Below are 12,563 nucleotides of genomic sequence, written 5' to 3'. Positions count from 1 at the left end.
GACTCCGTCCAGGACCTCATCGCGCCGCCCGCCCCACCGGCTGCGGGACCCGGTCCTGCGCCACCTCGTCCACGACACCGTTGCGCAGTACTCCCACGCCGGACACCTCCACCTCCAGCACGTCGCCCGGCCGCAGGAACCGCGGAGGGTCCATCCGGTAGCCGATCCCCCGCGGGGTCCCGGTCGCGATGAGGTCGCCGGGGCGCAGCGGCGTGAACGTGCTGACGTAGGCGACGAGATCGGCGAACTGGAACGTGAGCCGGTCGGTCGTGTCGTCCTGCACGAGGTCGCCGTTGAGCCGGGTCGTGACGCGCAGTGGCCCGTCCCCCAGTTCGTCGGTCGAGGTGAGCCATGGCCCGGCTGCGCCGCTGCCCGGCCAGTTCTTCCCGGCCGCCGCCTGCGTCGAGTGCAGCTGCCACGTGCGCACGCTGTTCTCGGCGAGGCAGGTGACACCGGCGATGTGCGACCAGGCCTCCTCCGGCGGGATGCGCCGGCCGGGCCGCCCGATCACGAGGGCCGCCTCGCCCTCCCAGTCAAGGGAGTCCTCGCCGGCCGGCCGGACCACGGGGGCGCCCGCCCCGACGAGCGAGTCAGGGAACCGGGTGAACAACGTCGGGTGGGTGGGAGCGTCCTGTGCAGGGCCGCGCTCGGCCTCGGACGCATGCGACGGGTAGTTGAAGCCGACGCAGACGATCTTCGGGTGGTCACCGACCGGGGGGAGCCAGTCGATGTCGTCCAGCGGGATCGTGGGGTCGTCCGGGCTCGGTGCAACCGGATCGGCCAGCAACTGCTCGAAGGAGCCCACGCGCTGGTCGAGCCGGACGATGACGTCGCCCGCGACGACACCGAACCCGGACGTCCCGCCGGGGAGCCGGAACCGGGCCAATCTCACGCCGGCACCTCCACCCGCGCGGCCGTGGCCGCTGGAACGGCGGTTGCCGGCTTGCGAAGACCGGCTGCCTCGAGCCGCGGCAGCACGTCGCGCACGAAGTCGGCGATGCCGGCGTCGTAGTCCACCCACGTCAGCAGCACGCCGTCGATGCCCGCCGCGCTGAGCAGCGCCAGCCGCTCGGCGATCGTCTCCGCCGTGCCCACGAGCGGGAAGCCGCCTGCACCGGCCGCGAACCGCTGGCGCATCAGCAACTGCACCTCCGGTGGCATGAGCTGGGTGTGCGCACCTTGCAGCCGCATCCAGGCGTCGACGCTCTCGGTGTCCTCGTACTCGACGGCGAACCGGTGCAGGTAGGCGTCGGCCTCGGCCTGCGAGTCCCGCTGGACGACCACGGTGTGCGTCCACACCTTCACGTCGCGGTCGAACCCCTCCCGCGCGGTCCGGCGGTAGCCCTCCACCTGCGCCCGGATCCCGGCCTCCTCCTCGGACTGCACGACCACGAAGCACAGATCGGCATGCTCGGCAGCGAACCGCATCCCCCGCGCAGAACCACCCGCATTCATGATCGGAATGTGCGCCTGCAACGGCTTCGGCATCGACACCCCACCGACCACGTCGTAGAACCGGCCGTGGAAGTCGAACTCCTCGGTCTCGGTCCACAGCCGCTGCAGTACCTCGAGCCACTCGGCGAGGTGGTCGTAGCGCTCGTCGTGCTCCCGCAACGGGGCGCCGAACATCTCCAGCTCGGGCTTGTTCCATCCGCCCACGACGTTCAGCGCGAAGCGTCCGCCGGAAATGTGGTCGACGGTCGCCGCCTGCTTCGCCGCGAAGATCGGATGGATCGTCGGCGCGTGCGACGTGGCGAAGACCCCGATCCGCTCCGTGGCCGCCGCGATGCCCGCCGCCCAGGTGAACGGGTCCATGACGGTGCCCGTCTTGTGCGTCGGCCGGTTCTCCGCGTAGCCCTTCCAGCGGGCGAACGGGACGACGGCCTCGAAGCCCGCGGCCTCGGCCGCCCGGGCCGTCCGGAGCGAGAAGTCCCACGACGTGCTGGGCGCCTCCGGCACGAGCGTCTGGGACGCACCGCTGCCGTTGGTGCAGAACAGGCCCAGCTTGAGCGGGTTGTCTCCCAGGAGCGGGTTCATCGCAGACCTCCTCGTCTGTGGTGGTGGCGACGACGCTAGGGAGCCACATCACATAAGGCCACTACCAAATTCCGGATGCGGCGATATGCTTCTTCTTATGGACACGCGCATCCCGTTGCGGCGGCTGGAGGTGTTCTGCCTGGTCGTCGACGAGGGCGGCGTCACCCGGGCCGCGGAGCGGCTCCTCGTCGCACAGCCCGGGGTGTCGGCGCAGCTACGGTCCCTCGAGAAGGCCCTCGGCGCCGCCCTCTTCGTGCGGGCCGGCAGCAAGGTCGCCCTCACCGAGGCCGGCGACCGGCTCTACCACTGGGCGAAGGAGGTGCTGGCCGGCGGCGCACAGGTGCAGCGTGACATCGATGACCTCGCCCGGGGCGTCGCCGGGTCGTTGCGGGTCGCCTCGAGCATGGCGATCGGCACCTACCTGTTGCCGCCGCTCATGACCCAGCTGCGGAAGGACCGGCCGGGGGCGGACATCACCGTGCACATCAGCGAGCCCGCCGCCGCCCTGCGCGCCGCCGAGATCGGGGAGGTCGACTTCTCGGTCACCACCTGGCTCGACGACCCTGGGCCGGAGACGCTGCATGCGGAGAAGCTGTGGGAGGAGCCACTCGTCCTCTGCGCCGCTCCCCACGGACCGCCCTCGGTCGACTCGGTCGACCTCGCTGAGGTCGCGACGTTGCCGCTGGTCGGCGTGCCGTCAGGGGTCGCGTTCCACAAGATGCTGCACGACCAGCTGCGCCGCCACGGGATCGGCGAGCTGCCGACCGTGATCAGGCTCGGCCACGCCGAGGCGATCAAGCAGGCGGTGGCCCTCAACGGCTGGGTGTGTCTGGCCTCGGCCTACTGCGTTGCCGACGACGTCACGGCCGGTCGGCTTCGTACGGTGCGGATCCGGGACGCGACCCTCGTCGAGGGGATCGGTCTCTACCACCGGACGGCCAAGTACTTCTCCCCGCTGCAGGACGCCGCCCTCGGCGCACTACGGCAGACCGCCGACGCGAAGCGTCGCGCGACATCCACCGTGTGAGTGCGGGCCCAACGGTCGGACGGCACACGGGTTCGACCCGCTGGCGCGCACGTTCAACGCGCGGGCGTCACGGCCTGGCCTGACCTGACAGCGAAGGTGAAGGCCCGCAGGAGCTCTACGTCTGGTGGAGCTGACGCAACCTGGCGTTCCAACCAGGGTGCAGGACCACGTCATCGCTCACAGCCCATGAATAGTCATAGAGGGCGGCTAGGTGATCCGGGTCCAAGACGTGGAAGGAAGCCAGGGCAGGCACCGTCCGCTGCAGGTTCTCGAACCGCCTGCGTAGCCCGTCGTCCCGACGACGACACCGGACGGCGACAGATCTCCGAGGATCTCGGCAGGCACGTCGACCAGTGGCGGCAGAAAGTCGCGAGTCGTCCCCCCGACGAACCGCCCGCCAGGTCGCTCGCCGACCACGCTTTGAACTACGTGGGAGGCCCGGCGACCTTCCGCAGCATGCACCCGCCGTACCGCGACCAGTGGCTGCTCGACAGCGCCGTCGACGCCCTTCGCGGGCACCTCGGGAGGTGCAGCCTCCTGCCCACGTGGCTGAAACGGCGCGGCCCGGTGCGCACGTACCGGGCCGGCTGCCGGGGACGGGCCATCGGAGCGGATTCGCGCGGCGGGCGGCCGCGCGAGTTCGTCCACGCCGACCTCGACCACGCGGCGAGGAACGCGGTGGCCGCGTCCTCCGGGCCGGTGTCGCGGAAGAGCCCGCCGGGCGACGTCGACGAGCACGAGGGCTACGTGGCGCTTACGCGACCAGCAGCACGTGGGCCGACTGGGCGACGTGGCGACGGCGCGTGGTCGCGAGGTATGCCGCGCAGGAGCGGGCCTGCCCGCTCTCCGCGCAGCTCGGGAAGGGAGATCCGGCCACGGTTGCGGTGGTCCCGGTGACCGTCGAGGTCTACAGCGCCGACGAGGTGGAGCTCCTGGTCAACGTTCGTTCTGTCCGGAGGAGGCCCGCCGGACGGGAGAATCGTTCCGTGCGGCTGCGGGCCGGGTCGACGAGCGCGACCCGATCTCCGCCGGTGCCCGGGCGCGACGACGCGCCACGGGCGCGCCGGCCCGCCCGGCGCGCAGGAGGAGCTGGTGGGCGGCGACCCGGGGCGTTTCTTCCGGCCGCCGTACGTCGGCGGCCGCGGGTGGGTCGGCGTGTACCTCGACGTGCCCGGCGTGGACTGGAGCGAGATCGAGGAGATCGTCACCGACGACTACCGGCAGGTGGCACCGAAGCGTCTCGTGGCCCGGCTGGACGAGCCTGCGTAGCGCCGGGCAGGCTGGCCGGGATGGACCTTCCGCTCGTCGAGGTGCCCGGCGGGCGCGTCGAGTACGAGGACGTGCCCGGCGACCGCGCCCTGGCCCCGCTGCTCTTCCTGCACGAGGGCCTCGGCTCGGTGCGGCTGTGGCGACGGTTCCACCACCGGCTCGCCGCCGCCACCGGCCGGCGGGCGGTCGCCTTCTCCCGCCTCGGCCACGGCGGGTCCGACCTCCCGCCCGGCAAGCGGACGCCCCGCTACATGCACGACGAGGCCACCGAGGTGGTCCCGGCGGTGCGCGCGGCGCTCGGGCTGGACGGGGTGGTGCTCGTCGGGCACAGCGACGGCGGCTCGATCGCGCTGCTGCACGCGGGCACGGCGGCCGTCGAGGGGGTCGTCGTCCTCGCCCCGCACGTCTTCGTCGAGGAGGCGGGGCTGCGCGGCATCGAGCAGGCCCGCCGCGACTACGTCGATGGCGACCTGCGGTCCCGGATGGCCCGGTACCACCGCGACCCGGACGTCACGTTCTGGAACTGGAACGACGGCTGGCTCGACGGCGCCTTCCGCGACTGGGACATCCGGCCCGAGCTGGCCGGGATCACCTGCCCGGTGCTGGGCGTGCAGGGCACGGCGGACCCGTACGGAACGGTGGTGCACGTGGAAGCGGTGCGCGACCGGGCCGCCGGGCCGGTGACGCTCGAGGTGCTCGACTGCGGCCACGCCCCGCACCTGGAGCGGCCCGGCGAGACCGACGCCGCCGTCAAGGAGTTCCTGCGCTCCCTGGAGTGATCGCGGCGGGTCTGCGGGTGGGCGCGGGGCCCACGGCTAGGGCCGCAGCGCGTGCAGGATCGTCAAAGCCCGGTCGAGGCCCGCCGCCGGGTCCGCCTCCGGGCTCCCGATGGCACGGTCGTAGTTGAGGTCGTAGAACAGCTCGGTGACCCCCTGCCCGGCCAGCCACGCCGCGTCCTCGCGGATCTTGTCGTAGGGGCCGGACAGCAGCCGGTCGGCCGGCCCGTCCACGCGCACGACACCCCGGACGATCACGCGGACCGCCGCCGGGTCCTTCCCGGCTTCCTCAGCACCCTTGTGGACGAGCGCGACGTCGTCGGCGAGCCGCCGCAGGTCGGCGCCGCTGCTGCTGATCCAGCCGTCGGCGATGCGTCCCGCGCGCTGCAGCGCGGCCGGCACGCCGCCGCCGAGGAGCACGGGCGGGCCGGGCCGCTGCACGGGCTTCGGCAGCATCCGGCTCGGCGGCACGGTGTAGAACTCGCCGTCGAACTCGCTCACCTCGTCGGCCCACAGCGTGTGCAGGACCTGCACGTACTCGACGGTCCGCGGCCCGCGCCGCTCGGTGGAGGCCCCCGAGGCCGCGAACTCGGCGGGCGACCAGCCCACCCCGAGCCCGAGGTCGAGCCGCCCGCCCGACAGCACGTCGAGGGTGGCCGCCTGCTTCGCCAGGTACGCGGGCGGGACGAACGGCAGGTTGATCACGCCGATGCCCAGCCGGATCCGGGAGGTGCGGGCGGCGGCGAACGCCAGCGCGGCGACCGGGTCCAGCACGCTGTGGTAGACCGGATGCAGGTCCTGGTCGGTTCCCACGAGGAGCCGCTGCAGCGTCCACAGGGACGCGTACCCCAGCTCCTCTGCCTCCGCCGCCACCCGCACGAGGTTCTCCGGGGTCGCCCACGCGCCGGAGATCGGCGCTCCCAGTCCGATCGTCAGCTCAGTCACTCCCGCACGTTAGCTCCGTCGCCGCCAGCCGGTTGAGCGCAGCGGCGACCGTGGCCGGATCGGGTGGGAGCAGCGGCAGCCGCACGTCGGGCGAGGCGATCCGGCCGGTTGCGTGCAGCACGGCCTTGATCACCGTGGGATTGGGCTCGGCGAACAGGGCCGCAGCCAGCGGCGCGAGCGGGGCGCCCAGCTCGCGGGCCCGCGCCGCGTCGCCGGCGCGCCAGGCGTCCACCATCGCGACCCAGCGTGGCGTGCACAGGTGCGCCGACGCGAGGATCCCGCCTGCCGCACCGAGTGCCAGCAACGGGGCGGCCATCACGTCGTCGCCCGCGAGCACGGCGAAGCCGGGCGGCGGGTCGGCGAGCAGCGTCACGGCGTCGGCATCCAGCGCCGGGACGGCGTGCTTCATCCCGGCGACGCCGGGCAGCGCGGCGAGGCCACGCAGCGCGGGGCCGCCGAGAGGCCGGGCCGTGCGGTGCGGGACGTGGTAGGCGATCAGTGGCACCGGGCTGCGCAGGCACAGGTCCTCGAAGTGGCGCACCACGCCCGCCTCGGTCGGCCGGACGAACGCCGGCACGGGCACCAGCGCCGCGTCCACCTCTGGCCACGCCGCGAGTGCCGCCAGCGCGGCGGCACTGCGCCGCGTCCCGCTCCCGCCCGCGCCCACGACCAGGGTCGTTCCGGTGTCGCGGCGCACGGCGGCGCAGACGTCGAGCACGGCGCGGCGTTCGGCGTCCTCCAGTCCTTCGGGCTCGCCGGTGGTGCCCAGCGCCACGATCCCGGCCGCGCCCGCCGCCACGGCCTCGCGCGCCAGCCGGTCCAGTGCGGCCGGGTCCACCTCCCCGCCCGGCGTGAACGGCGTGATCAGCGGGACGTACACCCCCGAGAGCTCCATGGCGACAGCGTCGGCCGCCACGAGCGTCAGATCCAGTTCACGTTCCTGCACTTGTTCGTAAGCTGTGCTGATGCTCGACGTCCGGCGCCTGCGGCTGCTCCGCGAACTGGCCAACCGCGGCACGATCGCGGCCGTCGCCGAGGCGCTCGCATACACGCCGTCGGCCGTGTCCCAGCAGCTCAGCACCCTTGAACGGGAGACGGGCACCCCGCTGCTGGCCAGGAGCGGGCGGCGGGTGGAGCTGACCCCCGCCGCTCACGGGCTCGTGGCGCACGCCGAGGCCGTGCTCGAGCGCCTCGAACAGGCCGAGGCCGACCTCACAGCGAGCCGGGCGGGGCCCGCCGGCCCGCTGCGGATCGGCGCGTTCCCGTCGGCGGCGCGCGCCGTCGTGCCCACGGCGCTCGCCGCACTCGCCGGAGCACACCCGGCCCTCGAGCCTCGGCTGCGCGAGCTCGACCCAGCGGCCGTGGCCGGGGCGCTGCGCGCCGGCGAGGTCGACGTCGCGCTCGTGCACGACTACGACCTCGTCCCGGTGCCCGCGGAGCCCGGCGTGGAGACCGTCGCCCTGTTCGAGGAGGCGATGTTCCTCGCGGCGCCCCGCGCGCTGACCCCGCTGCCCGGCGAGCCGCACCCGCTGCGGCGCTGGCGCGACGCACCTTGGATCGTCGCGCCCGCCGACACGCGTTGCGGGACGATGACCGTCCGGGCCTGCGAGGCCGCCGGCTTCACGCCGGACGCCCGCCACGTCGTCGACGACTTCCCGGCCGTGCTCGCGCTGGTCGGGATCGGTGGCGGGGTCGCGCTCGTCCCGGAGCTCGGCATCACCGCACCGGACCCGGACGTCGCCCTCACCCCCCTTCCGATGCACCGGCGCACGCTGGCCGCCCACCGGCGCGGTGCCGGCGCCAACCCGGCGATCGCCGCGTTCGTCGACGCGATGCGGACCGCCAGGGGCACCAGGTCGGGCTGATCACGGGCGGGGAACGTGGGCGGGTGGCATCGTGCGCCAGACGTCGAGGACCTCGGGGTCCTGCAGGTCGATCCACGCGTTCACGTCCGAGTGCGTCGCGCACACGGTCTCGGGCCGCAGGCACACCTCGGCCATGAACCGCTCGACGGCGTCGAAGAACCCGCCGCCCGACCAGCGGTTGAAGTGGCTGCCGATGACGAGCGGCGCCCGGTTGCCGCTCGTCGCGGCGGTGTACGCGGCGCGGTAGGCCCCGAGGACCGTGTCGCTGAACTCCGCCGCCCGCTCCGGCTCGTCGCGCCCGCCGTTCACGGCCATCCACAGGTTGTAGTCCATGAGCAGCACCTGCTTGCGCAGGGCGGGCACCCGCACCGACGGCATCCAGAACTCGCGGATCCCGTGCTCCTCGGTGGGCCAGACGATCCCGTCGGTCGGGCGGCTGGTGTCGTAGGTGAACCCGTGCGCCCGCATGGCCGGGTAGGCCTGGGCCCACCGCCCTTCCAGGCACGGGGTCCGTCCGCCCCGCACCGCGCCCAGATCGAGCCCACGCGCGCGGGCCGCCTCGACGAACGCGAAGAACTGGTCGAGCTCTGCGTCCCACATCGCGGTGGACCACCGGCCAACGCTGGGCTCGTCCCCGGCGCAGAAGTGGCCGTTGTAGTGCGTGCCGATCTCGTGGCCCCGCCTGCGGGCCTCCATGAGGTCCCCGATCAGCACGTCCACCTCGGCATCCGACCCGCCGAACCCGACGGCCGAGGTGCCGGCCGCCCGTCCGGGCGGGCGGTAGCGCCGCCGCTCCCCGTCGGGCACCAGGTAGACGCCGGAGAGGAAGGCGGTGATCCGCGCCTCCGACGCCCCCGCGAGGGCGAGCACGCGTTGCCAGTGCCGGTGCGACCCGGCGCCGTCGAAGGAGAACAGGACGAACTGCGGGGGCCGCTCGCCCGGCGCGAGCGGTCGCATCCAGGCTGCGAGCCGGGTGGCCGCGCGGTCCACCTGCACGTCGACGGGACCGGCCGCCGGCACGGGGACGGGGGTGGCGGCCTCGGCGGGCTCCGGCGCCTCCGGTGCGGCCAGCAACGCGAGTACCAGTCCGAGCGCTGCGGCGAGGAGCAACCACTCACCGGTCCGACTCCTGCCGTGCCGCACGTCCCCCACCCCCGCATCGTCACCAGGGCGGAAGGCGACGCGCCGGGTGGATCCCCCGACCGGGTCGCCGATGCACCCGGCCTAGCGACGCGGGACGGTCCCCACGGCGAGGGCGCCGGCCACCGCGGCGAGGGCGGCGAGCAGGACGAACACCGCGGGGTAACCGCCGAACACCTCCGCGAGAGCGGCCCCCGCCCACGGCGCGAGCGCGGTGGCCACCATCGCCGGCGCGAGGAACAGCCCGTTGAGGCGGCCGTAGTGCTCCGCGCCCCAGCGCTCGCTGACGGCGGTGGCCTGCAGGAGCGTGAACACGCCACGGGCCGCGCCCGCGAGCACGGCGGCGGCGACCAGGGCGACCGCGGGACCGGGGAGCAGCGCGAGCAACGCGGTGGTGCCGGCGACGCCCCCGATGATGAGGACGGAACGCATCCGCACCCCGGTGCGCCGCGTCAGCGCCGGGTAGCCGAGCCTGCCGAGCACCTGCCCGAGCCCGCCGAGACCGAGCGCCCAGGCGGCGACCGTGGTGGACAGGCCCCGTTCGACGAGCAGCGGCACCTGGTTCACCACCACCGCGAACGCGGTGAACGTGCCGAGGGCGATCGCCACGACGAGCAGCAGGAACGGTCGGCTGCGCGCGATCGCCGCCGGGGCGGGGCCCGCGTCGTCCGGCCGGTCCGCCGCGGGCCATGGTCCGCGCAGCCCGAACAGGTGCGCCGGCACCGTGATCACGGCCAGCACGGCGGCGAGGACGAGGTAGGACTGCCGCCAGGTCAGGTGCGCCACGAGCGCTGCTGTGACCGGCGCGAAGATCGTGCTCGACAGGCCGGCCAGCAGGGTGAGCGAGGTCAGCGCGGTGACCCGGCGCGGACCCCACCACCGCGTCAGGGCCGCGAACGCGGGCGGGTAGAGCACGCCCGCCATCGCCAGCCCGGCGAGCGCCCACGCCGCGAAGAACCACGGCAGCGTTGGTGCGGTGGCGATCGCGACCACGGCCGGGACCGCGATCACCGACCCGGCCGTCATCACCCGCCGCGGGCCGAACCGGTCCAGCCACCGTCCGGCGGGGATCCCCGCCGCCGCGGCGACGACCAGGCCGAGGGAGAACGCCGCGGTGACCGTGCCGAGCGACCAGCCCGTCTCGGCGACCATCGCCGGGGCGAGCACCGGGAACGCGTAGTAGAGCACGCCCCAGCTGACGATCTGGGTGCCGCACAGCACCGCGAGCACCCGGCGCAACCCGCTCCGGTCCAGCGTGCCCGTCTCGCCCACCGATCCAGGCTGCACCCGCGATCAGCGGCGCGCAGCGCCGCGCGTCAGCTCCACGGCAACCGGCCCGCAGCACCCGCCGACGCTCACCGCCTCGTCGGCGAGACCGCCCCCGGAACAGACCCCGGTCTCGGGCAGCACCAGCTCCACCCGCTCGGCAGCCGCCCGGTCACCCGCGATCGCGGCGACGACGGAACGGACCTGCTCGTAGCCCGTGAGCGCGAGGAACGTCGGTGCGCGCCCGTAGGACTTCATCCCCACCAGGTAGAGGCCGGGTTCGGGCTGGGCGAGCTCGATCGCGCCGTGCGGGGGCACTGAGCCGCAGGAGTGCACGTTGGGATCGATCAACGGGGCCAACGCGCGCGGCGCCTGCAGCACCGGGTCGAGGTCCAGGCGCACCTCGGCGAGGAAGTCCAGGTCGGGCCGGAAGCCGGTGAGCGCGACGACCTCGTCCACCGGCGCGAGCCGCGCCCCGTCGAACGACTCCAGAACGAGCCCGTCCGCCTCCCGGTGCACGGCCGCGGTCCGGAACCCGGTCACAGTCCTGATGTGCCCCGCGGCGACGGCCCGCGCGGCCCGCTGCCCGAGCGCGCCGCGGGCCGGGAGCTGGTCGGCGTCCCCGCCGCCGAAGGTGTCGCCGACCGCGTCCCGCCGCAGCAGCCAGTCGACCCGGGTGCCCGCCTCGGCGAACGCGACGAGCGCGGTCAGCGCGGAGTGCCCGCTCCCGGCGACCGCCACCCGCCTGCCGGCGTACCGGGCGCGTTCGGCGGGGTCGGCCAGGTCCGGCAGCCGGTAACGGATCCGCTCCTCCGCGGCCTGCTCACCCAGCGCGGGCAGGCCGTCGCCGCCGAGCGGGCCGGGCCGTTCCCACGTGCCGGAGGCGTCGATCACGGCCCGCGCGCCGATCCGCTCCTCCCCCGCCGCCGTCCGCACCCGCACGGTGAATGGCTCCCGCTCCCGCGCGGCGTCGACGAGCCGGTCCCAGCCGCGGCGCGCCACGCCGACGACGCGGGCGCCGTAGCGGACCCGGCCACCGAGCACGTCGGCGAGCGGCTGCAGGTACGCGCTCGCCCACTCGTGGCCCGTCGGGTAGGCATCGGGGTCGGGCGCCCGCCACCTGGTGGGTGCGAGGAGCTTCTCCCCGGCGGGGTCGACCAGCTCGCCCCACCGGGAGAACAGCCGTACGTGACCCCACTCGCGCACGGCCGCACCGGCCGTCGGGCCCGCCTCCAGCACCAGCGGCTCGATCCCCCGCGCGATCAGGTGGGCGGCGGCCGCCAACCCGACCGGCCCAGCCCCTATGACGACCACCGCGTCCATGTCCGACCACCTTCCATCGACAACCATCGATTGAGTCAGGAGAGTATCGACCGCCATCGATTGACACAACCATCGATTCTCGTCGATGCTGTGCCGGTGGAAACGCCCCTGCTCGCTCCGCGCGACGCGGAGACCTACGCGGACTGGTTCGCGTGCCTCGCCGAGCCCATGCGGGTGCGCCTGCTGCACGCGATCGCCGTCGCGGGCCGGGAGGTCACGGTCGGCGCGCTCACCGAGCGGCTGGGGATCAGCCAGTCCACCTGCTCGCACCACCTGCGCAAGCTCGCCGACGTCGGGTTCGTGCACCTGCGCAAGGAGGGCACCGCCACCCTGGTGTCGGTCAACCAGGCCTGCTGCACGGGCCTGCCGCACGCCGCCGACGCCGTGATGGGCATGCTCGCGCCCCGCCCCTGCTGCCCCACCGAGCCGCCCCCGGGCGTCACCGTGCGCGCCCTCGACCCGGACGACTGGCCGGACGTGCGCCGCATCTACGCCGAGGGCCTCGCCACCGGGCACGCCGGCTTCGAGACCGAGGTGCCCGACCGCCGCACCCTCGACCGCACCTGGCTGCCCGAACACCGCTGGGTCGCCGAGGAGGGCGGCCGCGTGCTCGGGTGGGCCGCGGCCAGGCCCGTGCCGGGCTACGCGGGCGTCGCCGAGACCGCGCTGTGCGTCGGGGCGGACCACCGCGGCCGCGGCGTCGGCACGGCGCTGATCCACCGGCAGGTGACGGCCGCCGACGCCGCGGGGCTGTGGACCCTGCAGACCTCGCTCTTCCCGGAGAACCGCCCGGCCATCGCCCTCCACCGGTCGGCCGGGTTCCGCACCCTGGGGGTGCGCGAGCGCATCGGCCAGCTCGACGGGGTCTGGCACGACACGGTCTTCCTGGAACGCCGCCGCACCGATGACCACTGA

At 74.4% G+C, this 12,563-nt stretch carries 11 protein-coding genes and 1 pseudogene; 5 read left to right on the top strand and 7 right to left on the bottom strand.

Features of this window, described 5'->3' with window-relative positions; all coding sequences use genetic code 11:
* Positions 1-16: 16 nt before the first annotated feature.
* Both FB388_RS12530 and FB388_RS12525 read right to left on the bottom strand, forming a co-directional pair.
* The gene (locus FB388_RS12530; RefSeq protein WP_142100548.1) at positions 17-892 is read right to left on the bottom strand and encodes a fumarylacetoacetate hydrolase family protein; all 876 of its coding nucleotides are present in this window, start codon (positions 890-892) and stop codon (positions 17-19) included.
* The gene (locus FB388_RS12525; RefSeq protein ID WP_142100546.1) at positions 889-2,037 is read right to left on the bottom strand and encodes an LLM class flavin-dependent oxidoreductase; all 1,149 of its coding nucleotides are present in this window, start codon (positions 2,035-2,037) and stop codon (positions 889-891) included. Before FB388_RS12525 ends, FB388_RS12530 begins: the two co-directional genes overlap by 4 nt.
* 97 nt (positions 2,038-2,134) lie before the next feature.
* On the opposite strand from FB388_RS12525, the gene FB388_RS12520 reads away from it, so the two are divergent.
* The 3 genes and pseudogenes from FB388_RS12520 to FB388_RS12510 all read left to right on the top strand — a co-directional run bounded on the left by FB388_RS12520 (position 2,135) and on the right by FB388_RS12510 (position 5,112).
* Positions 2,135-3,064 carry a LysR family transcriptional regulator gene (locus FB388_RS12520; protein WP_142100544.1) on the top strand — a complete coding sequence of 310 codons (930 nt, stop codon included), beginning with the start codon at positions 2,135-2,137 and terminating at the stop codon, positions 3,062-3,064.
* A gap of 1,068 nt (positions 3,065-4,132) precedes the next feature.
* A pseudogene (locus FB388_RS12515) lies at positions 4,133-4,333 on the top strand (MmcQ/YjbR family DNA-binding protein); the annotation flags it as partial.
* 20 nt (positions 4,334-4,353) lie between these two features.
* A complete protein-coding gene (locus tag FB388_RS12510; RefSeq protein WP_142100542.1) occupies positions 4,354-5,112 on the top strand; it encodes an alpha/beta fold hydrolase in 759 nt (252 codons plus the stop codon).
* A gap of 36 nt (positions 5,113-5,148) precedes the next feature.
* On the opposite strand, the gene FB388_RS12505 is transcribed toward FB388_RS12510, so the two are convergent.
* Positions 5,149-6,054, bottom strand: coding sequence for a TIGR03619 family F420-dependent LLM class oxidoreductase (locus FB388_RS12505; protein ID WP_246121870.1), 906 nt, complete (start codon positions 6,052-6,054; stop codon positions 5,149-5,151).
* Positions 6,047-6,949 carry a dihydrodipicolinate synthase family protein gene (locus FB388_RS12500; protein ID WP_142100540.1) on the bottom strand — a complete coding sequence of 301 codons (903 nt, stop codon included), beginning with the start codon at positions 6,947-6,949 and terminating at the stop codon, positions 6,047-6,049. Before FB388_RS12500 ends, FB388_RS12505 begins: the two co-directional genes overlap by 8 nt.
* A 70-nt stretch (positions 6,950-7,019) precedes the next feature.
* On the opposite strand from FB388_RS12500, the gene FB388_RS12495 reads away from it, so the two are divergent.
* Positions 7,020-7,919 carry a LysR family transcriptional regulator gene (locus tag FB388_RS12495; RefSeq protein WP_142100538.1) on the top strand — a complete coding sequence of 300 codons (900 nt, stop codon included), beginning with the start codon at positions 7,020-7,022 and terminating at the stop codon, positions 7,917-7,919.
* On the opposite strand, the gene FB388_RS12490 is transcribed toward FB388_RS12495, so the two are convergent.
* The 3 genes from FB388_RS12490 to FB388_RS12480 all read right to left on the bottom strand — a co-directional run bounded on the left by FB388_RS12490 (position 7,920) and on the right by FB388_RS12480 (position 11,648).
* Complete coding sequence (locus tag FB388_RS12490; RefSeq protein ID WP_246121868.1) at positions 7,920-9,071, bottom strand: polysaccharide deacetylase family protein; 1,152 nt, start codon at positions 9,069-9,071, stop codon at positions 7,920-7,922.
* Between the two features lie 72 nt (positions 9,072-9,143).
* Complete coding sequence (locus FB388_RS12485) at positions 9,144-10,331, bottom strand: MFS transporter (protein WP_246121867.1); 1,188 nt, start codon at positions 10,329-10,331, stop codon at positions 9,144-9,146.
* A 21-nt stretch (positions 10,332-10,352) separates the two neighbouring features.
* Positions 10,353-11,648 (bottom strand): FAD-dependent oxidoreductase, encoded by a 1,296-nt coding sequence (locus FB388_RS12480; protein WP_142100536.1) that lies wholly within the window; start codon positions 11,646-11,648, stop codon positions 10,353-10,355.
* A gap of 96 nt (positions 11,649-11,744) precedes the next feature.
* On the opposite strand from FB388_RS12480, the gene FB388_RS12475 reads away from it, so the two are divergent.
* On the top strand, positions 11,745-12,563 hold the full coding sequence (locus FB388_RS12475; RefSeq protein WP_246121865.1) for a helix-turn-helix domain-containing GNAT family N-acetyltransferase: 819 nt from the start codon (positions 11,745-11,747) through the stop codon (positions 12,561-12,563).

The organism is Pseudonocardia cypriaca (genome assembly GCF_006717045.1).
In the GTDB taxonomy this organism is placed as follows: domain Bacteria; phylum Actinomycetota; class Actinomycetes; order Mycobacteriales; family Pseudonocardiaceae; genus Pseudonocardia; species Pseudonocardia cypriaca.
This window is presented reverse-complemented; position numbering and strand designations above follow the sequence as displayed.